Annotated in this window: 24 protein-coding genes and 1 pseudogene; 17 read left to right on the plus strand and 8 right to left on the minus strand. The window is 71.4% G+C overall.

Going from position 1 to position 26,998, the window contains the following annotated elements:
- Positions 1 to 8 precede the first annotated feature (8 nt).
- The 6 genes from lepB (EDC02_RS02175) (at position 9) to EDC02_RS02200 (ending at position 3,951) form a co-directional block, all read left to right on the plus strand.
- On the plus strand, positions 9 to 857 hold the full coding sequence (gene lepB, locus EDC02_RS02175) for a signal peptidase I (RefSeq protein WP_123600498.1): 849 nt from the start codon (positions 9 to 11) through the stop codon (positions 855 to 857).
- Positions 854 to 1,492, plus strand: a complete 639-nt coding sequence (gene lepB / locus EDC02_RS02180; RefSeq protein WP_123600499.1) for a signal peptidase I — start codon at positions 854 to 856, stop codon at positions 1,490 to 1,492. Before lepB (EDC02_RS02175) ends, lepB (EDC02_RS02180) begins: the two co-directional genes overlap by 4 nt.
- 115 nt (positions 1,493 to 1,607) lie before the next feature.
- The gene (locus EDC02_RS02185; protein WP_233605695.1) at positions 1,608 to 2,108 is read left to right on the plus strand and encodes an NUDIX hydrolase; all 501 of its coding nucleotides are present in this window, start codon (positions 1,608 to 1,610) and stop codon (positions 2,106 to 2,108) included.
- Complete coding sequence (locus EDC02_RS02190; RefSeq protein ID WP_123600500.1) at positions 2,102 to 2,950, plus strand: ribonuclease HII; 849 nt, start codon at positions 2,102 to 2,104, stop codon at positions 2,948 to 2,950. Before EDC02_RS02185 ends, EDC02_RS02190 begins: the two co-directional genes overlap by 7 nt.
- On the plus strand, positions 2,947 to 3,270 hold the full coding sequence (locus tag EDC02_RS02195; protein WP_123604412.1) for a DUF2469 domain-containing protein: 324 nt from the start codon (positions 2,947 to 2,949) through the stop codon (positions 3,268 to 3,270). The genes EDC02_RS02190 and EDC02_RS02195 overlap by 4 nt, the downstream gene beginning before the upstream one ends.
- 123 nt (positions 3,271 to 3,393) lie before the next feature.
- A complete protein-coding gene (locus EDC02_RS02200; protein ID WP_123600501.1) occupies positions 3,394 to 3,951 on the plus strand; it encodes a M23 family metallopeptidase in 558 nt (185 codons plus the stop codon).
- On the opposite strand, the gene EDC02_RS02205 is transcribed toward EDC02_RS02200, so the two are convergent.
- From EDC02_RS02205 to EDC02_RS02225, 5 genes are all read right to left on the minus strand, one after another.
- Positions 3,934 to 5,136, minus strand: coding sequence for an aminotransferase class V-fold PLP-dependent enzyme (locus tag EDC02_RS02205; protein WP_123600502.1), 1,203 nt, complete (start codon positions 5,134 to 5,136; stop codon positions 3,934 to 3,936). The two genes, EDC02_RS02200 and EDC02_RS02205, sit on opposite strands and share 18 nt — an antisense overlap.
- A gap of 424 nt (positions 5,137 to 5,560) precedes the next feature.
- Complete coding sequence (locus EDC02_RS02210) at positions 5,561 to 6,562, minus strand: tyrosine recombinase XerC (RefSeq protein ID WP_123600503.1); 1,002 nt, start codon at positions 6,560 to 6,562, stop codon at positions 5,561 to 5,563.
- Complete coding sequence (gene dprA, locus EDC02_RS02215) at positions 6,559 to 7,821, minus strand: DNA-processing protein DprA (protein ID WP_123600504.1); 1,263 nt, start codon at positions 7,819 to 7,821, stop codon at positions 6,559 to 6,561. The genes EDC02_RS02210 and dprA overlap by 4 nt, the downstream gene beginning before the upstream one ends.
- A complete protein-coding gene (locus EDC02_RS02220; protein ID WP_123600505.1) occupies positions 7,821 to 9,338 on the minus strand; it encodes a YifB family Mg chelatase-like AAA ATPase in 1,518 nt (505 codons plus the stop codon). The genes dprA and EDC02_RS02220 overlap by 1 nt, the downstream gene beginning before the upstream one ends.
- 235 nt (positions 9,339 to 9,573) lie before the next feature.
- A complete protein-coding gene (locus EDC02_RS02225) occupies positions 9,574 to 9,936 on the minus strand; it encodes a YraN family protein (RefSeq protein WP_123600506.1) in 363 nt (120 codons plus the stop codon).
- Positions 9,937 to 10,142: 206 nt separating this feature from the next.
- Between EDC02_RS02225 and EDC02_RS02230 the strand changes: the two genes are divergently transcribed.
- The 8 genes from EDC02_RS02230 (at position 10,143) to EDC02_RS02265 (ending at position 18,354) form a co-directional block, all read left to right on the plus strand.
- The gene (locus EDC02_RS02230) at positions 10,143 to 11,033 is read left to right on the plus strand and encodes a hypothetical protein (protein WP_123600507.1); all 891 of its coding nucleotides are present in this window, start codon (positions 10,143 to 10,145) and stop codon (positions 11,031 to 11,033) included.
- Positions 11,034 to 11,256: 223 nt separating this feature from the next.
- Complete coding sequence (rpsB, locus tag EDC02_RS02235; protein WP_123600508.1) at positions 11,257 to 12,105, plus strand: 30S ribosomal protein S2; 849 nt, start codon at positions 11,257 to 11,259, stop codon at positions 12,103 to 12,105.
- A 39-nt stretch (positions 12,106 to 12,144) separates the two neighbouring features.
- Positions 12,145 to 12,975, plus strand: a complete 831-nt coding sequence (gene tsf, locus EDC02_RS02240) for a translation elongation factor Ts (protein ID WP_123600509.1) — start codon at positions 12,145 to 12,147, stop codon at positions 12,973 to 12,975.
- 192 nt (positions 12,976 to 13,167) lie between these two features.
- Entirely contained in the window at positions 13,168 to 13,935 is a 768-nt protein-coding gene (gene pyrH, locus EDC02_RS02245; protein ID WP_370461410.1) for a UMP kinase, read from the plus strand.
- 79 nt (positions 13,936 to 14,014) lie between these two features.
- A complete protein-coding gene (gene frr, locus EDC02_RS02250) occupies positions 14,015 to 14,572 on the plus strand; it encodes a ribosome recycling factor (RefSeq protein WP_123604413.1) in 558 nt (185 codons plus the stop codon).
- The gene (locus EDC02_RS02255; protein ID WP_233605696.1) at positions 14,572 to 15,960 is read left to right on the plus strand and encodes a phosphatidate cytidylyltransferase; all 1,389 of its coding nucleotides are present in this window, start codon (positions 14,572 to 14,574) and stop codon (positions 15,958 to 15,960) included. The genes frr and EDC02_RS02255 overlap by 1 nt, the downstream gene beginning before the upstream one ends.
- 83 nt (positions 15,961 to 16,043) lie before the next feature.
- Positions 16,044 to 17,171 carry a 23S rRNA (adenine(2503)-C(2))-methyltransferase RlmN gene (rlmN, locus tag EDC02_RS02260; protein ID WP_123600511.1) on the plus strand — a complete coding sequence of 376 codons (1,128 nt, stop codon included), beginning with the start codon at positions 16,044 to 16,046 and terminating at the stop codon, positions 17,169 to 17,171.
- Positions 17,172 to 17,208: 37 nt separating this feature from the next.
- Positions 17,209 to 18,354 carry a DivIVA domain-containing protein gene (locus EDC02_RS02265; RefSeq protein ID WP_123600512.1) on the plus strand — a complete coding sequence of 382 codons (1,146 nt, stop codon included), beginning with the start codon at positions 17,209 to 17,211 and terminating at the stop codon, positions 18,352 to 18,354.
- Between the two features lie 63 nt (positions 18,355 to 18,417).
- On the opposite strand, the gene EDC02_RS02270 is transcribed toward EDC02_RS02265, so the two are convergent.
- Positions 18,418 to 18,639: a DUF2631 domain-containing protein gene (locus tag EDC02_RS02270; RefSeq protein ID WP_123600513.1), complete on the minus strand. Its 222-nt coding sequence runs from the start codon at positions 18,637 to 18,639 to the stop codon at positions 18,418 to 18,420.
- 251 nt (positions 18,640 to 18,890) lie between these two features.
- Here EDC02_RS02270 and EDC02_RS02275 point away from each other — a divergent pair, with 251 nt between their 5' ends.
- Both EDC02_RS02275 and EDC02_RS02280 read left to right on the plus strand, forming a co-directional pair.
- On the plus strand, positions 18,891 to 20,483 hold the full coding sequence (locus tag EDC02_RS02275) for a Rieske 2Fe-2S domain-containing protein (protein ID WP_123604415.1): 1,593 nt from the start codon (positions 18,891 to 18,893) through the stop codon (positions 20,481 to 20,483).
- A 227-nt stretch (positions 20,484 to 20,710) separates the two neighbouring features.
- On the plus strand, positions 20,711 to 22,174 hold the full coding sequence (locus tag EDC02_RS02280; RefSeq protein ID WP_305036219.1) for an NF041680 family putative transposase: 1,464 nt from the start codon (positions 20,711 to 20,713) through the stop codon (positions 22,172 to 22,174).
- An 8-nt stretch (positions 22,175 to 22,182) separates the two neighbouring features.
- Here the strand turns inward: EDC02_RS02280 and EDC02_RS02285 are convergent, their stop codons facing one another.
- Complete coding sequence (locus EDC02_RS02285; protein WP_123600514.1) at positions 22,183 to 23,796, minus strand: NAD(P)/FAD-dependent oxidoreductase; 1,614 nt, start codon at positions 23,794 to 23,796, stop codon at positions 22,183 to 22,185.
- Positions 23,797 to 23,850: 54 nt separating this feature from the next.
- Between EDC02_RS02285 and EDC02_RS02290 the strand changes: the two genes are divergently transcribed.
- Entirely contained in the window at positions 23,851 to 26,046 is a 2,196-nt protein-coding gene (locus EDC02_RS02290) for an MMPL family transporter (RefSeq protein WP_199757475.1), read from the plus strand.
- Here EDC02_RS02290 and EDC02_RS41225 read toward each other — a convergent pair.
- Positions 26,033 to 26,839 (minus strand): annotated as a pseudogene (locus EDC02_RS41225) (YhjD/YihY/BrkB family envelope integrity protein); the annotation flags it as partial. The gene EDC02_RS02290 and the pseudogene EDC02_RS41225 overlap by 14 nt on opposite strands.
- Positions 26,840 to 26,998: the final 159 nt, after the last annotated feature.

Below are 26,998 nucleotides of genomic sequence, written 5' to 3' on the forward strand. Positions count from 1 at the left end.
GGTCCGGCATGCAGATGGTGCAGCGCAGGCGTCGGCAGATGCCACTGTGGCAGGAGTTGCCGCTGCTGCTGGTGGTGGCCTTCTGCCTGGCGGTGTTGATCCGCTCCTTCCTGCTCCAGGCGTTCTTCATCCCGTCCGGCTCGATGGAGGACACGCTGCTGGTCGGTGACCGGGTATTAGTCAACAAGGTCGTTTACGATGTCCGGGATCCGGTGCGCGGCGAGGTCATCGTCTTCCGGGGCACCAACGACTGGGCACCGGAGCACACCGACGACCCCGACCTCGGTTTCGCCGCCAAGCTTGGCCGTACCGTTGGCGATCTGGTCGGGGTTGGTCGGCCCGGCGAGAAGGACTTCATCAAGCGGGTGATCGGCGTGCCGGGCGACCGAGTTCGCTGCTGCGACGACCAGGGCCGGCTGACCGTCAACGACCAGCCACTGGACGAGGCCGGCTACGTCCTGGAGGACTCACCGCTGGACGTCCCACCGAGCCCGGGTGAGTGCCGATCCCGGCAGTTCGCTGAGGTCGTGGTCGAGCCTGGACACCTGTTCGTGATGGGTGACCATCGACTGGTCTCACAGGACTCCCGCTGCCAGGGTCCGGTGCCGATCGAGAACGTCATCGGCCGGGCGTTCGTGATCGTCTGGCCTCAGGACCGCTGGGACGGACTGTCCGTGCCGGACACCTTCGACAGCCTGCCGCCGACGGCTCCGACCCCGGCGGCGGTCGATCAGCCAGCGGACGTTCCCGATACCTCCGGTGACCTGGTGATTGTGCTGCCAGTGATGATTCCGCTACTTTTCGCTTCGCGCTCCGTGCCGCTGTTCTCAGCCAGACGTCGTAGGCTCCGGTTGTGATCGACGAGCAGACCGAGAAGAAGCCCAATTCCTTCTGGCGTGAACTACCGATCCTGTTGGGTGTGGCGGTCCTCGTCGCGGTCCTGGTCCGGGCGTTCGTCCTGCAGACCTTCTACATCCCGTCGCCGTCGATGGAGCACACCCTCGACATCAACGACCGGGTGCTGGTCAACAAGGTCGTCTACCACTTCCGCTCGCCCGAGCGAGGCGAGATCGTCGTGTTCCGGGCACCACCGGAGTGGAGCAGCAACCCGGACGGCGAGGACTTCATCAAGCGGGTCATCGGGGTCGGCGGAGACCGGGTCGAGTGCTGTGACGCCGAGGAGCGGTTGATCATCAACGGCCAGCCGCTGGACGAGCCGTACATCTACTCCGAAGGTGGGATCAGCGATCCCGCTGCGGTCGGTCCGTTCGACATCACCGTGCCGGAAGGACGGCTCTGGGTGATGGGCGACCACCGGTCGGCCTCGGGCGATTCGCTGGAGCACTGGGACCGCAGCGGCGACATCGACTACGCGACCATCTCCGAGGACGCGGTGGTCGGTCGGGCGTTCACCGTCTTCTGGCCACTGGACCGGGCCACCTGGCTCACCGTGCCGGAGCCGTTCGAAACCGTTCCGAGCTCGGGATCGTGACCGGTCGGGTCACGCCGACCCGGACGGTGTGGTCGGCGGCGTCGCGGGCTGTGTGGTCGGCGGTGGCTGTGGCCCACGTGTCGTGCCGGTCTGCTGGTTCTCCTACTCTGGTCGGGTGACCGACGCGGAGCTGACGGTGGACCGCGCGCCGGAGCCGGCGCGCAACCGGTACGCGGCCCGGGTCCTGCTCGTCGACTCGGCGGGTCGGGTGTTGCTGCTACGTGGGTACGACCCGGCCCGTCCCGGGCACCGGTACTGGTTCACCCCCGGCGGTGGACTGGAGTCCGGCGAGACCCCGGTCGACGGCGCGGTCCGCGAGTTGGCCGAGGAGACCGGCCTGCGGGTGACACCGACCGAGTTGGGCGCGCCGGTCTGGCAGGAAACCGTCGAGTTCCCGTTCGACGGCCGGTGGTACCGCCAGGAACAGCACTTCTTCCTGCTGAGGGTGCCCAACTGGCAGGTGGACACAAGCGGGTTCGACGACATCGAACGCCGTACGATCGACGCTCACCGGTGGTGGCCGGTCGGCGAGCTCGCGGCCACCCCGGAACGGGTCTATCCGCCGGAGCTGCCGACCCTGCTGCGCCGGCTGACGGGAGAGGCCGAACCGTGCTGACTCCACCGCGTACCGTGGTGCGCCGTGACGCCGGGCTCTACGCATTGGAGCAGGCCCTGCTACGGCGCGGATTCGCTCACGTGGCCGGCGCCGACGAGGCCGGTCGGGGTGCGTGTGCCGGGCCGCTGGTGGCGGCCGCGGTGGTGCTGGCGCCGGGCCGGCGGGGCGAGATCGACGGGCTGGCCGATTCGAAGCTGCTCACCCCGGCGGCGCGGGAGCGGGTCTACGCCTCGGTCCGTGACCGGGCACTCGCCCACCGGATCGTGGTCGTTTCGGCCGACGAGATCGACCGTCGGGGCCTGCACGTGTGCAATCTCGCCGCGATGCGCCGGGCGCTGGCCGGGCTCAGTCCCGCACCCGAATACGTGTTGACCGACGGGTTCGGCGTCGACGGGCTCGGTGCGCCCGGGCTCGCGGTGTGGAAGGGCGACCGGGTGGCGGCTTGCGTGGCGGCGGCCAGTGTGCTCGCGAAGGTCACTCGGGACCGGCTGATGGTCGAGCTCGACGGGCGGTTTCCGGGTTACGGCTTCGCCGAGCACAAGGGCTACGCCACCGCCGAGCATCAGGCCGCGCTGAGTCGGCAGGGGCCGTGCGTCGAGCACCGGTTCTCGTACGTCAACGTGGCGGCCGCCTCCGGTCGGTCCGCGAGTCCGCCCCGTTCCCGCCGACCGGCCGCCGAAGCTGACCGGGCCGATGGAACCGGCTCGGCCGGCATCGGCATCCGTGAGCCGATGGGGCGTCCGGACCCCGTACGGGGTACCGTCGGCGTGGCGTTGGACGAGCAGCTTCGCCAACCGGCGCTACTGGGGGAAGATGTGGTCATGGAAGGCGGATGGCGATGAGCGCCGAGGATCTCGAGAAGTACGAGACAGAGATGGAGCTGCAGCTCTACCGGGAGTACCGCGACATCGTCCGCCAGTTTTCGTACGTCGTCGAGACCGAGCGTCGCTTCTACCTGGCGAACCAGGTCGACCTGCACGTGCGCAATTCTGACGGCGAGGTGTACTTCGAGGTCGAGATGCACGATGCCTGGGTGTGGGACATGTACCGTCCTGCCCGTTTCGTGAAGAACGTCAGAGTAATGACGTTCAAGGATGTAAATGTGGAAGAGTTGGACAAGCCGGAAATCTCACTACCGGCAGATTCCGGGTTCAGCGGCTGACTTCAATGGCCGGTCCATAGCAGATCGACCGCGACGAAGTTTCGTTTTCCACAGCTGAGCCAGCATCCACAGTCTGTCGTCCTCCGTCGAGGCCCTGCCCCGGTCGGGTGCCAGGTTGTCGGCATGAGATTCCTGCTCCTGCCGATGCTGGTCGCGACGATCCTGTTCAGCACCGCGCCCGCGGTCCCCGCCACGGCGTTCGTCGCCGCCCCCGGGCCACCACCGACCGGGTCCGCGCGCCCAGCCGCAGACCCGCGGTTCCACCCGCCACTGGCCGGCGCCGTCACGCTGAGCCACCGGTTCGACCCGCCCCCGGTGCCGTGGGGGCGCGGACACCGGGGCGTCGATCTCACCGCCGACGTCGGCGCCACCGTGTACGCCGCCGGGGCCGGCACGGTCAGCCACTCCGGTCGGATCGTCGACCGGGGTGTGGTGAGCATCAGTCACCCGGGTGGGTTCAGGACCACCTACGAACCCGTGGACGGCTGGCTCGCCGTCGGCACCGTGGTCAGGGCAGGCCGTCCGATCGGCACCGTCACCGAAGGCCATCCGGGTTGTCCTGCCGATGCGTGCCTGCACTGGGGCCTGCGGCTGACGGACGGCAGCTACCTCGATCCGTTGCTGTTGCTCGGCAACGGACGGGTCCGCCTGCTGCCGCTCGGGTCAGCCGGCCCGGTGTAGCAGCGCGGGCAGCAGCTCCGCGAGCCGGTCGTAGTCTGCTGCCCGGTTGTAGACCTGAGCGCAGACTCGCAACCACGCCCGATCGGACCACCAGGCGACCGACACCTCGGTGGCCAGCTCGTCGGCGATCCGACGACGCAGCGCGGCCGCTGCGACAGCGCTGTCGGCCACGCCGGCCGGTAGCGGGACCAGCCGCATGGCCAGCTGGGCCGACTCCGGCCGGTGCGGATCGGGTACCGGCAGCCGCTGCTGCGGCACACCCAGCGCGTCGGCGATGGTCCGCTGCCCGTAGCCGACCAGCGCGGCGTTGTGCGCCCGGACCCGGTCCAGGCCGAGGCTGCGCAACGCGTACAGGCCAGCCGGCGCAGCCAGCCACGCGGTGTAGTCGCGGGTGCCCTGCCACTCCACCCGCGACGGGAACCCGGATTCCTGTTCCCAGGAGACCCCCAGCGGCTCAAGCCGTTCCCGCCATCGGGGCGCGACCGCCAGCAGCGCCGTGCCGCGCGGCGCGAACGCCCACTTGTGCAGGTTGCCCACCCAGAAGTCGGCGCCGATCCGGTCGACCTCGACCGCCAGCATCCCCGGTACGTGGGCGGCGTCGACCAGGACCGGTACGCCGGCGTCACGGGCCACCGGGACCATCTCGGCGACCGGGAACACCTGCGCGGTCGGCGAGGTGACCTGGTCGACCACCAGCAGCCGGGTCCGGCCCGGCCGGAGCGCGGCGCGCAGCCGCTCGACGACCTCCTTAGCCGGTGCCCCCAGCGGCACCGCTACGACGCGTACCGTCGCGCCGGTGCGCCGGCACTCCCGCTCGACCGAGAGCGCGACCGCGCCGTACCCGTGGTCGGTCAACAGCACCTCGTCCCCGCTGCCCAGACGCAGCGTCTGCAGCACGGTCGCGGCGGCGACGGTGACGTTGTCGACCAGTGCGGCGCCTTCCGGGTCGGCGCCGAGGAAAGCGGCCAGATGGCGGCGGGTGTGGCCGATCCGATCCAGCAGACCCTGGGTGAAGAACCGCTGCGGGTCGGCCTCCATCTCGTCGCGTAGCCGCTGCTGCACCCGCTGCACCGAGACCGGGACCGCGCCGAACGCGCCGTGGTTGAGGTGGGTGACCGCCGGGTCGAGGGAGAACAGCATCCGTGCGCCGGGTAGCGGTTCGGGTGGGACCAGGCCGCCGCTCATCAGATGCCTTCCGTGGATACTCCGGCCTTCCGGCCGGGGAGGAAACGGACTCCTGCGGAGCAGGACAGGGAAAGTCGATTCGCCGCCGAGGCGGATCGACGTCCACTACTCGCGCGCCAGGGCACCCGGCGTACGGACAGGTGTGCTAACGTGGTGTTGCCCTTCCGGTGACGACCAAGCCGGTCGGGCCTATCGCCGGGCTGGTGGGAAGTGACGTCTGTGGAGACTGTGTAAGACCGATGGGCGGTACCCCGTCCCTTGCCGTTGATTCGGGTCGGCTGTGGTCGGCGAAGCAGAAAACTCAACCCGTGAGGGTTGGATCTCCCTGCTTCAGCAGGGGGAGATGTCAACGGCACATCCTAGGCGAGGCCGCCGCCCCGGACCGCTCCGGTGCGCGGCCCGTCCGCCGGGCCGGCTGGCAGCCTCAGGCCCGCGGATGTGCCTGCCGGTACGCCGCCCGCAACCGCTCCACCGACACGTGGGTGTAGAGCTGGGTGCTGGCCAGCGAGGCGTGCCCGAGTAACTCCTGGACCGACCGCAGGTCGGCGCCACCCTCCAAGAGGTGGGTGGCCGCGGAGTGGCGCAGCCCGTGCGGGGTGACGCGGGGTACGCCCGCGTCGCGGGCAGCCGCGGCGACGATCCGGCGTACCACCGTGGCCTGGAGCCGGCCACCCTTCGCGCCGAGCAGTAGCGCCTCGCCGGAGTGGGGCGACGCGAGCGTCGGTCGCCCCCGGGCCAGCCAGTCGTGGATCGCCGCCCCGGCCGGCACCCCGTACGGCACGGTCCGCTCCCGGCCGCCCTTGCCCAGCACCCGGAGCACCCGTCGGCCCGGGTCGAGGTCGGCGAGGTCGAGCCCGCAGAGTTCGCTCACCCGGACCCCGGTCGCGTACAGCAGCTCCAGGACCAGCCGGTCGCGCAGCCGCAGCGGGCCGTCCGGACCGGTGCCGGTCGGTTCCCGGGTCTGTTCCCCGGCCGACTGAGCCTGCGAGTCGGTGCCGTCGCCGTCCGGCATCAGCTGGGTGGCCTGCTCGACGCGCAGCACCGCCGGCAGCGTCCGGTGCGGTCGAGGGCTGGCCAGCGCCGCACCGGGATCGGCGCCGGTCAACCCGCTGCGGTGCGCCCAGCCGCTGAAGGCGCGGGCGGCCGCCGCCCGCCGGGCCAGCGTGGCCCGGGCGGCGCCGAACGTCCGTTGCCGGGCCAGCCAGCTGCGCAACACCGTGATGTCGAGCCCGGCGGGGGAGTGGACCCCCATCCGGGCGGCGTGGTCGAGCAGCGACACGACGTCACCGACGTACGCCCGCACGGTGTGGGCCGAACGGTTGTCGACCAGAGCGAGGTGCCGCGCGAAGGCGTCCACGGCGTCGCGCAGGCCGGACGGCAACCCGGCGTGCCGCGCGGCGGTGCCCCGGCTGCCGTCGTCGCTCACCTCCCGACCGTCGGCCCGGCGGCCCGATCGGTCAAGTCGCCACGCCGACCGACCCTGGTGGCGGACCGGGGCGGCAACCGGTAGCGGCCATCCGCGCCGGTGAGCAGGCCCCGGGCCTGCAGGGCGGAGACCGTGCGCATCGCGGTACGGATGTCGACGCCGGCCCGGCCGGCCAGCTCGTCCAGGTCGACCGAGCCGCGGCCGGGAACCGCTTCCAGGATCCGCGCCGCCTGGGGGTCGAGCGAGTCACGGGGACGCTCGGGCCCGCGCGGTGGTGGTGCCAGGTCGATACCGATCCGGCCGATCTCCTCCTGCACGTGGGCGACCCCGGCGACGAGCCGGGCCTGCGGGTGGTCGCGCAGAATCTCGTGACAGCCGACCGACACGGCGGAGGTGATCGGCCCCGGCACGACCATGGTCGCCCGGCCCAGAGCCAACGCGCGCCGGACCGTCTGGGCGGCCCCGCTACGGGCACCGGCCTCGACCAGCACGGTCCCGGCCGTCGCGGCGGCGATCAACCGGTTGCGGGTGAGGAACCGGTGCCGCAGCGGCTCGGCGCCGGGCAGCCATTCACTGACCAGCAGCCCGGACTCGGCGATCTGGTCGAACATCGCCGTGTTGCCGGCGGGGTACGGCCGGTCGATCCCGCAGGCCAGCACCGCCACCGTGCAGCCGCCAGCGGCGAGTGCACCGCGGTGGGCGCAGGCGTCGATGCCGTACGCCCCTCCGGAGACGATCGTCCAACCCTGCTCGGAAAGGCCGTGGCCGAACTCCATGCTGACGTGCCGTCCGTACTCGCTGGGTGCCCGGGAACCGACCACGGCGACCGACCGGGCCAGCGCCTCGGCGAGCGGCCACGGCCCGCGGACCCAGATGGCCAGCGGTGGTGCGCCGCTCCGGGAACCTCCGAAACCGGTGTCGCCCGACCCCCCACCGGGGCGACGGGCCAGCCAGGTCAGGTCCTCGACCTGGCTCGGCCAGTCCGGATCCTCCGGTGTCACCAGCCGGGCGCCGACCCGCGCCGCCCGGTCGAGGGCGGCGGTGGCCACCTGCAGCGGATCGGCGGTCGCCAGTCGGGCGGCGCTCGCCGTGCGGGTCGAGTCGTCCGGACTCCGCCCGCCGCGCAGCCGGGCCAGCGCCTCGACCGGGCCGACCGCTCCGACGAGCCGGTGAACGGCTTCGTTTCCGGGCTCGGCGAGCCAGGTCAACGCGATCCGGGCCAGCCGGCTGCCGGCCGGCTCCGGTTCCGTGCCCGGCATCACAGCTCGCCCGTCCGCAGCTGGATGGCTTCGTCGATGTCGGCTGAGTCCGGCCGGGACCGTCCGTCCAGGTCCGCGATGGACCAGGCGAGTCGCAGAATGCGGTCGAAGCCCCGGGCGGAGATCGCACCGACGTCCAGCCGCCGGCGCAGCGCGGCGGTCTCACCGGCGGGCAGCCGCCACGGCGGGCGTCGCAACGCGGGCCCGGGGACCACCGAGTTGGTCCGCCACCCCTGGCCGGCCCAGCGCTGCCGGGCGGCCTCGCGGGCGGCGGCCACCCGGGCGGCGACCGTCGCGGTCGGTTCCGCCGGCGCCTGGGTCGTCATCAGGTCCACGGCCCGCAGCGCGGTGAGACTCACCTGCAGGTCGATGCGATCCATCAGGGGACCGGACAGCCGGTTGCGGTAGCGGCGGCGTACCACGGGCGGGCACTCGCAGAGTTGATCGCCCGCCGGCCGGGCGCACGGGCACGGGTTGGCCGCCAGCACGAGCTGGCACCGGGCGGGGTACTCGGTGACCCCCAGGGCGCGGGTGATCAGCACCCGCCCCTTCTCCAGCGGCTGCCGCAACGAATCCAGCACCCGGCCGTGGAACTCAGGTGCCTCGTCCAGGAACAGGACACCATGATGAGCCAGCGAGACCGCGCCGGGGCGGGCCAGCCCGGAACCGCCGCCGACCAGCGATGCGACGGTCGCCGAGTGGTGCGGGGCCTGGAACGGCGGTCGGCGTAGCAGCGCGCTGCCCGGTGGCAGCACTCCGGCGATCGAGTGCAGCGCGGAGACCTCCAGCGCCGCCGCGTCGTCCAACGGCGGCAGCAGACCGGGGAGCCGTTCCGCCAGCATGGTCTTGCCGGCACCGGGCGGTCCGATCAGCGCCAGGTGGTGGCCGCCGGCAGCGGCGATCTCCAAGGCCCGCTTGCCGAACGCCTGCCCGGCGACGTCGGCGAGGTCCGGGCCGGCCTGGACGGTGCCCGGCTTCGGTGGCGGCGGATCGAGCAGTTCGCCGGCACCGCGGATGAACGCGATCAGCCGGTGCAGCGTGTCGACGGCCTTCACCCGCACCCCCGGCACCACCGCCGCCTCGGCCGCGTTCGCGGCCGGCACCACCACCTGGGTCACCCCGGCCCGGGCCGCCGCCACTACCATGGGTAGCAGCCCGCGCACCGGTCGTACGGTGCCGTCCAGACCCAACTCGCCGAGCAGCGCCACCCCGTCGACCGGGGCGAGCGGCAGCTCTCCGGTGCCGCCGAGCAACGCGGTGGCCACGGCGAGATCGAACCCCGAACCGATCTTGGGCAGCGTCGCCGGCAGCAGGTTGACGGTGATCCGCCGGTTCGGCCAGTGCTGCCCGGAGTTGACGATCGCGGCGCGTACCCGGTCCCGTGCCTCGTGCAGGGTGGTGTCCGGCAACCCCGAGATGATCACTGCCGGTAGCCCGGCGGCGAGGTCGGCCTCCACCTCCACGAGGTGCCCGGTGACGCCGACCAGGCCGACGCAGAGCACCTTCGCGTAGCTCATCGCCCGGTCCCCAACGATGAGCCATCCGTCGTGGAGGGTGGTCGGTCGTCGGCGGGTGGCGGGCGGTGGATGTCGTTTCTCATGGCTCGACGGTCGCCGTCGACCACCCGGGTGGCTGGGCCGGGCAGGGGCGCGCCTGTGGACGAAGGTCCTGCTGTGGACAACGCGGCGACCGGTTGACGCCGGATGCTAGGCAGCGGCTGCCGGGCGGTGCCCACGGGGCGGGCGACGCTGGTCAGAAGGCCGCCGTCAGGTGCCGGACCTGGGCCGCGCCGGACCGACCGACGGTCACGCAGATCAGATCGAATCGCACCGGCCGCCGGCCATGTGCCGGGTTGGCGGCCAGCCAGCCGGCGGCCAGCCGGCGGATCCGCCGGGCCTTGGCCGTGGTGACCGCCTCCTCCGGCGTGCCGTAGCGGCCACTGCGTCGGGTCTTCACTTCGCAGAACACGATGGTGTCGGCGTGCCGGGCGATGATGTCGATCTCGCCGGCCGTACAGCGCCAGTTGCGTTCGACGATGACGAGCCCGGCGTCGATGAGGTGCCGTACCGCGCAGCGTTCGCCGTAGGCGCCGACGGCCTGCCTGATGTTGGTCATGGCCGGCAAAGTGCCCGGTGGCGATGGCTCATGCCCGGTGCGGTACGCCGTGGTTGTGGACGACGGGCATGCTGTGGACGCCGCGACGGCGCCGGCCGCCGACCTGCTAGCGCCGGTCTGACCAGCACCGGTACAAGATCGCCCGGGACGTCGGTGGAGCGGACCCGAGTGGCGGCGGCGGTTGCGGTGACATACGGTCCCTGTCCGTGGACCCGAACCGAAACTACCCGGACGACCCCGATCCCCGGTGGTACTCCGAGCGCACCTACGTCGATCCGTCCTGGCAATCCACCGAGTCGAGCAGCGACCGGCTCGGTGACGATCCGTTCGGCGGCACCAGCCGGTACGCCAGCGGCGACGGTACCGGCGAACTGCGGGCCGCCCGGGCTGCCCGGGCGGATACGACGGAAGGGGGCCGACGGCGCGCGGTGCCGGAACCGGCGTCGGCACCGCCGTACGGGGCTCCGGCGTCGGCACCGCCGTTTGCTCCGCCGGCCTCGGCGCCGCCGTTTGCTCCGCCGACGTCGGCACCTCCCGGGTCGGCGAGCGGTCCACCGTTCGCGACCCCGGAGCCCCGGCCTGAGCCGGGTCTGGCGGTCGATTCCGGCCGACGGTCCGAGTCCGCGAGGCGGTCCGACCCCGGCCGGCGGTCCGAGGCGCGGCCGGATGAGTCGGCCAGTTCGGTCGACATTCCCACCGGGCTCATGCCGCCGGTCACCCCCCGTCCGGCCGGTGATCCGCCGTCGATGGGGGAGTACGGCGGCCGGCGGGCACCGGCGGGCAGTGTCGTCAGCGACGGGGTGTACCGCAGTCGACGTCCTGCGCTGGGGATCCTGTTCGCCGTCCTGGTGATGATCTTCGAGGTGCCGGCGTTGCGGCTGTTGCTGGACGGAGCGTTCGCCGATCCGGCCGAGGTCGGCGCGGTGGTCGCCGGTACGGCGCTGATGATCGGACTGCCCGCGTTCGGTATCGGTCTCTACGCGCTGGCCACCGGGGCGACCAAGGTGGGTTCCCCGGTCGAGGCGTGGCTGCGTCCGCCGACCGCGCATCTGCTGGTCGGCCTGCTGCTGTTCGTGGTGGCCGGACTCGCGGGCTGAACCGTGCGGGCTGGCCGGGTCGCGACCCGGCGCAGGGCGTACACTTGACAACCGGCGACCGCCTCGCGCGGTCGACCTCGCGCGCCCTTCTCCCCGGCGTCAGCCGTGGGGGCGACGGTCCCCTGGTCCTGATCACTCAGGCCCACCATGACCGCCGACCGGGCGCCAGGACGCCCGGCCGCCGGCCGGCGTGACAACCAGGGACATACAGGGAGAAGACACCATGGCTGTGGTGACCATGCGTCAGCTGCTGGAGAGCGGTGTGCACTTCGGGCACCAGACCCGGCGCTGGAACCCGAAGATGAAGCGGTTCATCTTCACTGAGCGTAACGGCATTTACATCATCGACCTGCGCCAGACCCTCGACTACATCGAGAAGGCGTACACCTTCGTCCGTGACACGGTGGCCGACGGCGGCAACATCCTGTTCGTCGGGACCAAGAAGCAGGCGCAGGAGGCCATTGCCGAGCAGGCGACCCGGGTCGGTCAGCCGTACGTCAACCACCGCTGGCTCGGCGGCATGCTGACCAACTTCCAGACGGTGTACAAGCGACTGCAGCGGATGAAGGAGCTGGAGGCGCTGGACCTGACCGGCACCGCGCAGGGCTACACCAAGAAGGAGACCCTGCAGCTGTCCCGGGAGAAGGACAAGCTCAGCCGTACGCTCGGCGGCCTGCGGGACATGCAGAAGGTGCCGGCGGCGATCTGGGTCGTCGACACCAAGAAGGAGCACATCGCCGTTGACGAGGCCCGCAAGCTGGGCATTCCGGTGATCGCGGTGCTCGACACCAACTGCGACCCGGACGAGGTCGATTTCCCGATCCCGGGCAACGACGACGCGATCCGCTCAGCTGAGCTGCTCACCCGGGTCGTCGCGGCCGCCGTGGCGGATGGTCTGATCGCCCGTTCCGGCAAGTCGCGTGGTGCCGAGGAGAAGCCGGAGCCGGGCGCCGTCGCCACCGACGAGCCGCTGCCCGAGTGGGAGCGCGAGCTGCTCGAGGGGCCGGCCAACAAGGAGAACGAGCCCTCGGCCGGCAAAGAGAACGAGCCCGCTGCCGCCGCTGCGGAATGACGACCACCCAAGCCGTCTGACGAGACTGAAGAGAGAGTCATGTCCAACTTCACCGCCGCGGACGTCAAGAAGCTCCGCGACCTCACCGGCGCCGGCATGATGGACTGCAAGAAGGCACTGCAGGAGGCCGAGGGCGACTTCGACAAGGCCGTCGAGATCCTGCGGATAAAGGGTGCCAAGGACGTCGGAAAGCGGGCCGGACGCACCGCCGCGAACGGATTGGTGGCCCACGCCGGGTCGGCGCTGCTGGAGCTCAACTGCGAGACCGACTTCGTCGCCAAGAACACCGACTTCATCGATTTCGCGCAGTTGCTGGTCGAGCACGGCGAGCAGATCAAGGCCACCGACGCGGAGGCGCTGCTCGGCTCCACCCTGCCGGACGGCCGGCCGGTCGCTGACGCGGTCCAGGAGCAGTCCGCCAAGATCGGCGAGAAGCTGGTGCTCAACCGGTTCGCCCGGCTCGACGGCGCCGTCACGGTCTATCTGCACCGCAAGGCGCAGGACCTGCCGCCGCAGGTGGGCGTCCTGGTGGCGTACTCCGGCAAGGAGGACGAGGCGGCCGACGCCGACGCCCGCGGTGTGGCGATGCAGATCGCCGCGATGCGGCCGCGCTTCCTCACCCGTGAGGAGGTGCCGGCGGAGACGGTCGAGTCGGAGCGCCGGATCGCCGAGCAGACGGCCCGCGAGGAGGGCAAGCCGGAAGCGGCCATGTCCAAGATCATCGAGGGTCGGGTGAACGCCTTCTTCAAGGACTTCGTCCTGCTGGAGCAGGCTTCGGTGGCGGACAACAAGAAGACGGTCAAGAAGGTGCTGGCCGAGGCCGGCATCGACGTGACTGGTTTCGTCCGGTTCGAGGTCGGCCAGGCCTGAGCCGGTCCGGGCCGGGTGTCCGGCGTGCCGGCCGGTCGGCGACCGGCGCAGCCCGGTCCCCGGTGAGGATCGAGACGATCGACAGAGGAGGCCGTTGGTGTACGTGACAGGCACCACGGCCTCCTCGTTCCGTAGTGTGAGCACGAGGGTGAGTACGGCGGCGCTGAGGGCAGCTAGCGAAGGGCGGGTCGGATGACGCAGGTAATGAGTGGACACACGCTGGCGGCGGACGACCCGACCGCGCCCCCACCCGGGCGGTCCCGGCGGGTGGTGCTGAAACTGTCCGGTGAGGTATTCGGCGGCGGAGCGATCGGCGTCGACCCGGACGTGGTGCAGGACATCGCCCGGCAGATCGCGACTGTCTCCCGGCTCGGGGTCCAGGTTTCGGTGGTGGTCGGCGGCGGCAACTTCTTCCGCGGTGCCGAGCTGCAGAAGCGCGGCATGGACCGGGCCCGGGCCGACTACATGGGCATGCTGGGCACCGTGATGAACTGCCTGGCCCTGCAGGACTTCCTGGAAAAGGAGGGCGTCGAGACCCGGGTGCAGAGCGCCATCACGATGGCCCAGGTCGCGGAGCCGTACATCCCGCTGCGTGCGATCCGGCACCTGGAAAAGGGCCGTGTGGTGATCTTCGGCGCGGGTGCCGGGATGCCGTACTTCTCCACCGACACCGTCTCGGCGCAGCGTGCCCTGGAGATCCACGCCGACGTGGTGCTGATGAGCAAGAACGGCGTTGACGGGGTGTACACCGCCGATCCACGGACCGACCCGACCGCCAGCAAGCTCGACACGGTGACCTTCGCCGAGGCGCTGCGGCGCGGGCTGCGGGTCGCCGACGCTGCGGCGTTCAGCCTCTGCATGGACAACGACCTGCCGATGTTGGTCTTCGGCGCGCAGGGCGACGACACGATCGTGCGCGCGGTCGCCGGTGAGCGCATCGGTACCTTGATCACTACCTGACCGGCGGGGCCGCGCGGCGGATCCGTACCGGCAGGTGCCAGCAGGGACACCGGACCATCAGAAGGAGGCGACGGAACAGGTGATCGAGGAGACTCTGCTCGAAGCAGAGGAGAAGATGGAGCGCGCCGTCGAGCACGCCAAGGAGGAGCTCGGCGCGATCAGGACCGGTCGGGCCACTCCGGCGATGTTCTCCCGCATCGTGCTCGACTACTACGGGACCCCGACGCCGATCACCCAGATGGCATCCGTCGGTGTGCCCGAGCCGCGGATGGCCATCGTCAAGCCGTACGACATGTCGCAGCTCGCCGCGATGGAGAAGGCGATCCGCGACTCGGACCTCGGAGTCAACCCCAACAACGAGGGGACCCAGCTCCGGATCCTGCTGCCGCAGATGACCGAGGACCGTCGGCGAGAGATGATCAAGGTGGCGCGCGGCAAGGGCGAGGACGCCAAGGTCGCCATCCGCAACGTCCGCCGCAAGGCCAAGGAAGAACTCGACCGCATCGTCAAGGACGGCGAGGCCGGCGAGGACGAGGGACGCCGGGCCGAGAAGGAGCTGGACGATCTCACTCACCGGTACGTGTCGAGCGTCGACGATCTGGTCAAACACAAGGAAACCGAGCTGCTCGAGGTCTGATGTCCTACCCCGAGACCGCTGGCGGCGATCAACCGGACGCTCGAACGAGGGCGCGGCACCCCGGCGCCGCGCCCGAACCGTCAGCTCCGGAGACCCGTAACGGCTACCCGCTGGCCGAGCGGTCCCAGCCGTACGGCGGCCCGAACGGATTGCCCGGCCCCGGTTACGGCGGTACCGCGTACGGCGGTGCGGCCCACGGCGGTCCCGTCCCCACCGGGCCGTACACCGGTACCGGGGAATTCCCGTACGCCGGTCCCCGCCTCGGCAACGGTGGTCTGCCGCAGACCGGTGCGTCGACCGGTAACGGTCACGGCACCGGGCACTGGTCGACCGGGTACCCGGACGGCGAGCAGGCAGAGCCGTCGACGGACCCGGCCCCGCAGGCGGAATCCGACAGTTCGGCAGCGCGCCGGCGGGCCGGCGCACGACGCCGTCGATCCGGCCGGGTCGGTCCGGCCCGGCCGGCGACCGAACGCTCCGACCCGGATCAGCCGGTGTCGGAGCCGATCGACCCCCGTCGGGCCGGTCAGGACCCGTCCGGCGAGGCCGGGAACGCATCGCCGTCGGCCGACCGCCGGCCGTCGGCGGGCCGTAATCTGCCGGCCGCCATCGGCGTCGGCCTCGGGCTGGTCGTCGTGGTCCTCGGTTCGTTGTTCCTGTGGCGGCCAGCCTTCCTGGTCGTCCTGCTGGCCGCCGTCAGCCTGGGCACCTGGGAGATGATCCGGGCGGTGCGTACCAGCGGCGCCCGCCCGCCGACGACTCCGTTGCTCGCCGGTGGCGCGCTGATGTCCGTGTTGGCTTGGCGGATCGGCCCGGACGCTCTGGCGCTCGGGCTGCTGGTGACGGTCCTGGCGATGCTGATCTGGCGGCTGGGCGACGGACCGTCCGGGTATCAGCGGGACGCCGCCACGGCCACGCTGATCGCGGTCTACGTCCCGTTTCTCGGCGGCTTCGCCGCGTTGCTGGCCAGTCGGCCGGATGGCGACCTGCAGATTCTGGTCACCCTGGGCGCGGTGATCCTCTCCGATACCGGTGGCTATGCCGCTGGTGTCTTCTACGGCAGGCACCGGATGGCGCCGACGATCAGCCCGAAGAAGTCCTGGGAAGGCTTCGCCGGGTCGGTGGCCGCCGCCGGGATCGGCAGCGCGGTGCTGCTCTTTCTGCTGCTCGACGTCATGCCGCTGTGGGGGGCGCTGTTCGGCGTGGCGGTGTCGGTCGCGGCCGTGCTGGGGGACCTCGGCGAGTCCATGCTCAAGCGGGATCTCGGGGTCAAGGACATGAGCAACCTGCTACCCGGACACGGCGGGCTGATGGACCGGCTCGACTCGATCCTGTTCGCGTTGCCGGTCTCCTACCTCGTGCTGTCGTTGATCGCCCTGGCCGGCTGAGCGGTCGATCAGAAGGGGCGGCCGGTCGATCCGCCCACCGTGGCGAGCCGGCCACGGCGGGATCGTGGGAGACTGGTCCTGCCATGAGAAGCCTGCCGCTGACCCCGAGCCGTCCGGTGACCGCCGCGTCCGATGGTCGCCCCGCCCTGCCGCCCCAGCACCTGGCCGATCTTGACCTCGGCCAGCGGCAGACGTTGCTGGCCGGGCTCGGTCAGCCCGCGTACCGGGCCAAGCAGGTCTCCACCCACTACTTCGGCCGGCTGACCCGGGACCCGCAGGCGATGACGGATCTGCCGGCCACCGTCCGGTCCGGGGTCGCCGAGCGGCTGCTGCCGACCCTGCTCACTCCGGTGCGCGAAAGCGCGTGTGACAGCGGCGCCACCCGCAAGGCGCTCTGGCGGTTGCACGACGGAGCCCTGGTGGAGAGCGTGTTGATGGGTTACCCGGACCGGGTGACCGTCTGCGTGTCCAGCCAGGCCGGGTGCGGGATGGCCTGTCCGTTCTGTGCCACCGGTCAGGCCGGGCTGACTCGAAACCTGTCCACCGCTGAGATCGTCGACCAGGTCGTCCACCTCGCGGGGGTGGCCGCGGCGGGTGGCGTCACCGGTTCACCGCCCCGGCTGTCGCACGTCGTCTTCATGGGGATGGGCGAACCGTTGGCCAACTACGGCCGGGTGATCGCCGCCGTCCGACGGCTCTGCGCGCCATCACCGGAAGGGCTGGGCCTGTCACAGCGGCACCTGACGGTCTCGACCGTCGGACTGGTGCCGGCAATGCGGCGTCTCGCCGGGGAAGACCTATCGGTGACTCTTGCGCTGTCGTTGCATGCGCCCGATGATGATCTGCGCGACGAACTCGTGCCAGTCAACCAACGGTGGAAGGTCGCCGAAGTCCTGGACGCCGCGTGGGAATACGCGGACCGTACGGGCCGGCGGGTGTCCATCGAGTACGCGATGATCCGGGATGTGAACGACCAGCCATGGCGAGCCGATCTACTGGGTCGATTGCTGGCTGGTCGCATGGCCCACGTGAATCTCATTCCGCTCAATCCGACTCCGGGCAGTCGTTGGGACGCCAGTCCCAAGCCGGTCGAGCGGGAATTCGTTCGTCGGCTGCGTACGGCCGGTGTCGCGGTGACCGTGCGCGACACCCGGGGCCGGGAGATCGACGGAGCATGCGGGCAGCTTGCGGCCGCTGAGACGGCGTCATGAGCTACCGGTGTGATCAGCGAGTGAATCAGGAGACGTAGTGGCGAGTCAGGGACAGCGCTTCCGGCGCCGGGCGCTTCGTCGGGGCTACAAGGTCGACGAAGTGGATGCCTTCCTCGACCGTGTCGAGGCCACACTCGCCGGCGAGCCGGTCGGGTCACCGGTTTCCGCGCAGGAAGTGCACGATGTCGTATTCAGAGTCCGGTTCAACGGCTACGACGAATGGCAGGTCGACCTGCACCTGGACCGGGTGGAACGACAGCTCGCCGAGCTGGAGGAGCGCGGCCCGGCCGGTCGTGGCGCGGACACCCGTGCTGGCGGGCCCGACCGGCTGACCCCGGCCGGGCGTGACGATCGCCCGGTGCCGTCGGCCGCCGCCGCGCTGCCGCCGCGGCCGATGCCTGGTCAGCCTGGGCCGATGCCCGGTCAGCCCAGGCCGGCCCCCGATCCGTACGGTCACTATGCCGACCAGCCGACCGGAAGTTACGGCCGCTACGAGGACCCCCGGGGCGGCTACCCGCCGGGCGCTCCGGCCGGCGGCCCGCCGGTCTCGGCTCCGGGCGGGCCGCACCGCGGATTCGGCCCCGGCCCGGACGGTCGGTTCGACGGCTTCGAGCAGGGCCGGCACGGCAAGGCCGACATGACGGCCGAGATCTACTTCCCGGATCGGCGATCTGGCCCGTCCGGTCCGCCGCCGGGTGGACACCCCGGTCATCCTGGAATGGGCGGTTCTCCGGGCATGGGCGGTTCCCCGGGCAGCCACCCGGGGATGGCAGGCGGCCACCCCGGCATGGGTGGCCCTCCCGGCGGTGGCCACCCGGGCATGACGGGCGGCCATCCGGCGATGCCGGGTCAGCCCGGTGTCGGCGGATACCCGGGTGGGCCGGGCGGCCCCGGCCCCGTGCCGGGCGGACCGGCGGGACCGTCCGGTGGTGGCAGCCTGCAGCGGGTGGACCAGATCCGGCGGACCTTCCAGGTACGCCGGTTCGGCAGCGGCTACGACCCGGCGCAGGTGGACCGGCTGTTCGAGGAAATCCTCACCGCGATGGCCGGTCGGGGACCGATGCCGGTGGACACGGCGGAACTCGACACGGTGCAGTTCGGGCTGGTCACCGGCGGCTACTTCGAGGCCGAGGTCGACGCCGCGCTGAAGGAGGTGCAGGACATCCTGCAGCGCGGCCGCTGACCGCCGGCTGCGGCCGCCCCGGCCGGATCAGCGCCAGCGGTCACCGGCCGAGCCCGGCACCGGTCAGGATCGTAGGCCGTTGCGTCGTAGCACGGCGTCGCCGACGACGATGGTCAGCAGTCCGACGGCCAGTCCGATCAGCCAGATGTCCTCGACGCGGCCCTCATGGTTGCCGATCAGCATGGAGAGCAACACCAACGCCGAAACGACAGCACCGATCCGCCCCAACTTGCGATGGCCCGGCTTGTGCTGGTCGGGTGAGGTCACCGGCTCGGTTCCGGCCACGGCTGGTCCTCCTTCTCGAACCGGTCCGTTCCGATGAACGGAGCCCGGTCACTCGCATGGATCCCGCCCAGTCTGGCATGGTGCCGGCGGGCGCGGCATCGGGACCCCGCCAGGGGATCCGCGCCAGCGCCGGGTGATCCGGGCAGGCAGAGCCGGGAGCCAGCGGATCCGGACGTCGCCAGACGGGTCGACTGCTGCCTCCGGTAGCGTCTGCGGCGTACACATCGCTTGTGACCGAGGGGGTCTGTACGGTGCGACTGACGGGTACCGGGCACGCCAGTATGCGGATCGACACGGCTGCGGGCAGCATCCTGTGCGACCCGTGGGTCAACCCGGCCTACTTCGCCTCGTGGTTCCCCTTCCCGGACAACTCCCAGCTGGACTGGGAATCCCTCGGCCAGGTCGACTATCTGTACGTCTCCCACCTGCACCGGGACCACTTCGACGCGGCGCACCTGAAGCGCTTCGTGTCAAAGAAGGCGACCGTGTTGCTGCCCGAGTACCCCACCTCGGAGCTGGAGGACGAGCTGCGTGAGCTCGGCTTCACCAGCTTCCTGCGGACGAAGACCAATGAGGTGGTCGAGCTGGACGGCGGCCTCAACGTCATGATCCAGGCGTTGACCAGCCCGACCGACGGCCCGATCGGTGACTCGTCGCTGTGGGTCGAACACGACGGCGTCCGGCTGCTCAACCAGAACGACGCCCGCCCCACCGATTTGTCGGTCTTCGCCGCGCTCGGCCACGTGCACGCCCACCTGCTGCAGTTCTCGGGTGCCATCTGGTACCCGATGGTCTACGAGCTGCCCACCAACGCCAAGACCGCGTTCGGCAAGCAGAAGCGGGAGCGCCAGTTCGACCGCACCTGGCGGTACATCGACGACCTGAAGGCGTCGTACGTCTTCCCGATCGCCGGGCCGCCCTGCTTCCTCGACGACGCGCTGTGGCAGTTCAACGACATCCACGGCGACGAGGGCAACATCTTCCCCGACCAGCAGGTCTTCCTGTCCGAGTACGCCAAGGTCGGCGGCACCAACGCAGTGGTGCTGCTGCCCGGCTCGGTCGCCGAAGTCACCGCCGACGACTGCCGCACCAGCCACCCGCAGCCGGTCGACGAGTTCTTCGCCAACAAGCAGGCCCACCTGGTCGAGATGCGGGAGCGCAAGCGCCCGGTCATCGAGGCCGAGAAGGCCTCCTGGCGGCACCCGGAGATCGACGTGCTGGCCGAGATGAAACGTCGGATCGAGCCGTTGCTGGAGGAGTCGGTCTACCTGGCCAAAGGCGTCGGCGGCCCGGTCCGGTTCGACCTGGTCGACTACGACGGCGAGTCGGTCGAGTCGATCGTGGTGGACTTTCCCGGCAAGCAGGTGCGGCCGTACGCCGACGAGAAGGTCCGCTACCGGTTCCGCACCGAGCGGGCCCTGGTGGAGCACCTGCTGCACACCGGCGAGGTCGACTGGGTCAACTCGCTGTTCCTGTCCTGCCGGTTCTCCGCCGCGCGGATCGGCCAGTACAACGAGTTCGTGTACGCGTTCTTCAAGTGTCTGTCCACCGAGCGGCTGCAGTACGCCGAGGGCTGGTACGCCGAGCAACGCCCGGACGCCGAGGACGTCAAGATCGGTGACTGGATCGTGCAGCGCCGCTGCCCGCACCTGAAGGCCGACCTGACCCGGTTCGGCATCATCGACGGTGACCAGCTCACCTGCCAGCTGCACGGCTGGCGGTTCGACCTGACCAGCGGGCGATGCCTGACCAGTGTCGGGCACGAGATCCGGGCCCGGCGGGCCGGCACCCCGGCACCGGTGGAGTCGCAGACCCCGGCCGGCGAGCCGGCGGCGCAGGCCTAGCACCCGAAACGTCCGCCGCGACGCGACTAGCTTGATTTTTAACCCGTCGGTGGCGGGCGCCGGTTGCTCCTGTGAGGATTCCGGCGTGTCGGGCTGACGTGGGAACGGCCACCGTTGATGATCTTCGGGTTCCCTGGCAAGGACGCGAGATCAAGGCGGTGGCCGTGGCCACGATTTTGGACCATCTGAGTGGGCTGGTGTTACCCGGCTCTGTCTCGACCGGGCCGGTGAGGGATCCGGCGGAGGTGTTGGCCGGGTTTCGGCGGGACTTCCACCAGGCCCTGTCACGGCGGTCGGATGCGTTGTTCGAGTTGACCGACGCGGTGTTGTGCGCGGATGGGCCGGTGCGGTCGTTGCCCGGGTTGTCGCTGGTAGCGGAGTACCGCCGTGGGCACGGCGCGTTGTACGACGCCTTGGCCGCCGGGCGGGTTGACGTGCAACGGCTGCGTACGGCGGTGGCGGCGGTGCCGCCGCCGCGGGCGGCTGACGGGCGGCTCGTCCTGGCCGTGGATGTGACGTGCTGGCTGCGGCCGGAGGCGCACACGTCGCCGGAGCGGATCCTGTGTCACACCTACGGCCGTGGCAGGGACCAGCACATCGGAGTTCCGGGCTGGCCGTATGCGTTCGTTGTGGCGTTGGAGACCGGCCGCACCTCGTGGACCGCACCGCTGGACGCGGTCCGCTTGGCTCCGGGTGCGGATCTGGCGGCGGTGACCGCCGCCCAGTTGCGGGACGTGGTCGGCCGGTTGATCGCCGCCGGCCATTGGCGGCCCGGCGATCCGCAGGTCTGGGTGGTGATGGACGCAGGCTACGACGCGGCCCGCCTGGCCTGGCTGCTGCGGGACCTGCCGGTGCGCGTCCTGGCCAGGCTGCGCTCGGACAGGGTCCTGCGCCGACCCGCGCCACCACCGCTGCCCGGCCGGCGGGGCCGGCTGCCCCGCCACGGCGCCGAGTTCATCTTCGGCGACCCCCGCAGTTGGGGTGCCCCGGATGTGACCACGGTGACCGATACCCGCCTCTACGGCACCGTCACCGCCCGAGCCTGGCACCGCTTGCATCCGAGACTGACCCGCCGCGCGGCCTGGACCGACTGCCCTGCACTGCCGATCCTGGAAGGCACCGTGATCCGTCTCGACGTCGGGCGGCTGCCGTCGGGCGCGACCGCGAAACCGGTATGGTTGTGGTGGTCCACCGGTATCGACCACGAGCCGGGCCACGATCCCAGCCCGGATCCGGCGATGATCGACCTGTTGTGGCAGGCGTTCCTACGCCGCTTCGACATCGAGCACACGTTCCGGCTGTTCAAGCAGACCCTCGGCTGGACAGTGCCGAAACTGCGCGACCCGCACGCCGCCGACCGGTGGACCTGGCTGATCATCGCCGCCTACACGCAGCTGAGGCTGGCCCGGCCACTGGCCGCCGACCTGCGTCACCCATGGGAACGACCAGCGCCACCCGAACGGCTCACCCCATCCCGGGTCCGCCGCGGATTTCGGCACCTACGTCCGACAAGCACCTGCCCCGCCAGCGCGCCGAAACCCACCCGGCCAGGCCCCGGACGACCACCCGGCACACCCAACCGTCACCCCACCCGCCGCTACGACGTCCACACCGTCACCAGCAGCCAAACCGGGAAGACGACCTCCAGAAAGAAAAAATCGGCCAATCCCAGACCACGCCGCACAGGTTAAAGATCAAGCTAGCGCTCACCGCGCCCCAGGTCGGTGAGGATCCGCCGGGCGGCGTTGTGCCCGGCGGCCCCGATCACGCTGCCCGCCGGGTGGCAGCCGGCGCTGCCCGCGTACAGGCCGGGCAGCCCGGTCGCGTACGGCATCCGGTCGGTGAACGACACGGTGTTGTCCACATGGTGGATGTGCCCGCCGGTGATGCCGAAGTGCGCCTCGATACCGGGTGGGGCGAGCGGTACCGCGTCGGCGACCAGCGAGCTGGTACCCGGCGCGTACCGGTCGCAGACGGCCAGCAGTTGTTCGACGTACCCGGGCAGCTCGGCCGACCACGATGAACCCGCCGGCTGCCACGGCACCGACTGGACGAACAGCGCCGACGAGTGGTGCCCGGCGGCGTCGCGCAGCGACGGGTCGACGGTGGTGTGCAGGTACCACTCGATGGTCGGCTCGGCCGGTAGCCGGCCGGCCCGCACATCGGCCCACATCGCCCGCAGCGCCGTCATCGGCGACTCGCCGTCGCCGCCGGGCAGCAGCGACGCCGACCCGGGCAGCAGATGGATGGTGGCCCCGAACGGGCTGGGCGCGTCGTCCGGCAGGCAGCTGAACCGGGGCAGCCCGGTCAGCGCCAGGTTGACCTTCAACGTGCTGCCCGGCCGGCGGGTCGCGGTCATCCGGTCGGTCAACTCGGCCGGCAGCGCGCCGTCGGGGGCCAGCTCCAGCAGCCGGTACGGGTCGCAGGCGCCGAGCACCACCTCGGCGGCGACCGACCGGCCGTCGGCGACGACGACGCCGCTGGCGTTGCCGGCGTCCACGGTGATGCCGGTGACCGGCATGTCGGTGACGATCCGCGCTCCGGCGGCCCGGGCGGCGTCGGCGAAGGTCCGTGACACGGTGCCCATCCCGCCGGCGGCGATCATCCAGGTGCCGTCCGAGCCGGGCAACCGGCACATGTTGTGGGCCAGGAAGTTGTGACCGGTACCCGGGTCGTCCGGCCCGGCGGTCAGCCCGCTCAGCCCGTCGGTGACGGCGTACATGGCGACCAGCAGTTCGGAGCGGAACTCGAAGCGGGCCAGGTAGTCGGCGACCGAGCCGCGGACCAGGTCGACGAAGACCTGCCGCAGCGCCGGGCGGACGAAGCGCTGCGCGGTCTGCTCGACCGGCAGCGGCTCGGCCAGCCAGGCCGGCGCCAGGTCGTCGCGTAGCGCCGCCAGCTCGGCCTGCATGGCGTCGTCGGCGGCCACGTCGGCGGGGGAGAAGGTGGCGGCCATCTGCGCCCGGGTCGCGGCCCGGTCGGTGCCGAACAGCAGGTACGGCGACCCCGGCCCACCCGGGGTGGGCAGGAAGTAGTGCGGGTCGCGGCGCAGTACCGGGATCGTCACGTCGAGGGTGGCCAGCAGCTCCGGCGGCATCAGCCCGAGCAGGTACGAGCCGGTCGAGTGGCGCAGCCCCGGCACCCGGGTGAACGGCTGTTCGGTGCGGGTGGCGCCGCCGATCACCTCGGCCGCCTCCAGCACCACCACGTCCAGCCCGGCCCGGGCCAGCAGGACCGCCGCGACCAGACCGTTGTGCCCGGATCCGATGACGACCACGTCGGCCCGGGTCGGCAGAGGATGTGACGTACCCATGTCCCGACCCTAGTCGCCGTGCGGCGTCCATGATGGGCCTGCGATAGTCGAGACGTGTTCGCATGGTGGGGACGGACCGTGGTCCGGTTGCGATGGGTGGTGCTGGCCGCCGCCGCGTTGCTGGTCGTCGTCGGGGTGACCTGGGGGACCGGCCTGTTCGGGGCGGTCTCCGGTGGTGGTTTCGCCGACCCGGCGGCCGAGTCGACGCAGGCCCAGGAGCGGATCAACGCCGAGCTGGGCAACCAGGACGTCGACGTGCTGGTGCTGTACCGCAGTGACACGGCCACCGTCGACGACCCGGCGTTCCGCGAGCCGGTCACCGAGACCCTGGAGTCGCTGGCCATCCGGCCGGAGGTGACCAGTGTCACCAGCTACTACGACACCGAGTCGCCGGCGCTGGTCGCCACCGACCGGCGGGCCACCTACGCCCTGGTGCAGCTCGCCGGTGACGACGAGGACGCCAAGACCGCCGCCTTCGAGCAGATCCGGCCGCTGCTGGACGCGCCGGGGCTGACCACCCGGACCGGCGGTGCCGTGCCGTTCCTCGACCAGGCCAACGAGCAGACCATCCGGGACATCACCCGCGCCGAGCTGATCGCCCTGCCGATCCTGCTGGTGCTGCTGGTGCTGATCTTCGGTGGGCTGGTCGCGGCGTCGATGCCGCTGCTGGTCGGCGTGCTCGCCATCCTCGGCGCGTTCGTCGCGGTCCGGGCGTTGACCCTGGTCACCGAGGTCTCGGTGTTCGCGATCAACGTGATCACCCTGATCGGGCTGGGCATGGCGATCGACTACGCGCTGTTCGTGGTCAGCCGGTTCCGGGAGGAGCTGGCCGCCGGTCACCCGACCCCGGAAGCGCTGGTGCGCACCGTCGCCACCGCCGGGCGTACCGTCGCGGTCTCCGGCCTGATCATCGGCACCTCGCTGATCAGCCTGCTGATCTTCCCGCAGCCGTTCCTGACCGGGATCGGCTTCGGCGGGATGGCCGCCGTGCTGGTCGCCATGCTCGCCTCGGTGACCGTGCTGCCCGCCCTGCTGGCGGTGCTCGGCCCGCGGATCAACGCGCTCACCGTACCGTTGCCGTGGCGGCGCCGGTCGGTGCCGCCACCGCCGGGGGAGGCCGTCCGGGCCGGTGCCTGGGCCCGGATCGCCCGCAGCGTGATGCGGCGTCCGGTGCGCTACGCCACCGTCGTGGTGGTCGGGCTGCTGCTGCTGGCCACCCCGTTCCTGCGAGCCGAGTTCGGTGGCTTCGACGAGCGGGTGTTGCCGGCCGGTGCGCAGTCGCGGGTGGTGGCCGAGACGATCGCCGAGGAGTTCCCCGACGGTGCCAGCGTCGGCCCGATCGAGGTGCTGGTCTCCGGTGCCGGGCCCGACGTGGCGCAGGCCTTCGCCGACGACGTCGCCGGGCTGCCGGGTGCCACCGGTGCCCAGATCGCGGCGGTACGCGACACCTCGGCGCTGATTCGGGTCAGCTACCTGGGCGAGCCGACCGGCGACGAGGCGGAGGCGCTGGTGCGTGCCATCCGGGACCTGCCGCCCCCGGCCGGGGCCGAGGTCCTCGTCGGTGGCCGCACCGCCGCCGACATCGACATGCTGGACAGCCTCGGCAGCTACCTGCCGTGGATGGCGCTGCTGATGGCCACCGCCACGATGGTGCTGCTGTTCCTGGCGTTCGGCTCGGTGGTGCTGCCGGTCAAGGCGGTGCTGATGAACCTGGTGTCGATCGGCGCCTCGTTCGGCGTGGTGGTCTGGGTGTTCCAGGACGGGCACTTCGCCGACTGGCTCGGCTTCACCCCGACCGGGTTCATCGACCCGACCAACCCGATCCTGATGTTGGCGGTGCTGTTCGGGCTGGCCACCGACTACGAGGTGTTCCTGCTGTCGCGGGTGCGGGAGGAGTGGGACCGCACCGGCGACAACACCGCGTCGGTCGCCGCCGGGCTGCAGCACACCGGGCGGATCATCACCGCCGCCGCGCTGCTGCTGATCGTGGTGGTGGCCGGCTTCGCCACCGGCGGCATCTCGTTCATCAAACTGATCGGGGTCGGGATGATCGTGGCGATCGTCGTCGACGCGACCCTGGTGCGGGTACTGCTGGTGCCGGCGACGATGCGGCTGCTGGGTCGGTGGAACTGGTGGGCGCCGGGCCCGTTGGGCCGGCTGTACCGCCGGTTCGGCCTGCACGAGACCCCGGCGCAGCCGCAGTTGGCGTCGGTCGGCTCCGGTGCCGGTGCCGACGGCGCCACCGGCTGAACGCCAGCGTGGCGGAGTAGCCGGCCAGCACGATCACGTGCAGCAGGTAGAGCCAGAGCAGCACCGCGACCGCCGCGCCGACCTGGTCGAGCCCGCCGAACGGCACCCCGAGGTCCAGCGGCAGCGAGCAGAACAGGATGAATCCGTGCAGGAAACCGGACAGGTTGGCGGCGGTGAACGAGCCGACCGCGACGGTGGCCAGCCAGTCCGGTTTGCCCGGCCCGACCACCCGGAACACCCAGACCAGCACCGGGCTCAGCCCTAGCCAGACGGACAGGAACGACACCACCACCCCGAGCGCGCCGGCCCAGCCGCCCCGGGCGAACAGCCCGGCGGCCGACGGTAGGGCCAGCAGCACCAGCAGCATCAGCGCCGGTGCCGCGCCGAGCAGCGGCAGCAGCAGCACCCGACCCCGCCAGCCGACCATCGACTCGGCCGGCTCCGGCGGTGGCGCCACCGACACGAACGCCCGGCGCAGCCCTTCGCCGTACAGCGAGGCGGGCAGCAGCGCGGCGAGCGCCAGCACCGGGGTGAGGTGCAGGCCGGCGTCGATCAGGGCGGCGGCGGCCCGGTCGGCGCCGAGCTGTCCGGGCAGGGTGTCGATCGCCGGGTCGGTGAGCCGCCGGATCCGGCCCGTACCGGCGAACAGACCGGTCAGCCAGATCGCCAGCAGCGCCACCGGGACGACCGCGATCGCGCCGAAGAAGGTGATCGAGGCGGCGTGCAGCGACAGGTCCCGCCCACGCAGCGGCCGGAACGCTGCCCGGATGAGCCGCAGCGCTGCCCGAACCAGCCGGCGAACTCGGGAGACCACGTCCCCTAGCTTTCCCCACCGGAGCGGTCGCCACTCCCGTACGGCGGTGGCCCCCGTCCGGTCCGGCGCCGTCGGCTAGCCGACATGGCCCGGCGCGCCGCCGTGGCGGGGCGGCGCGGCTAGTCTGGTCGGTGCATC

Origin of the sequence: Micromonospora sp. Llam0 (assembly GCF_003751085.1) — a bacterium.
GTDB lineage: Bacteria > Actinomycetota > Actinomycetes > Mycobacteriales > Micromonosporaceae > Micromonospora_E.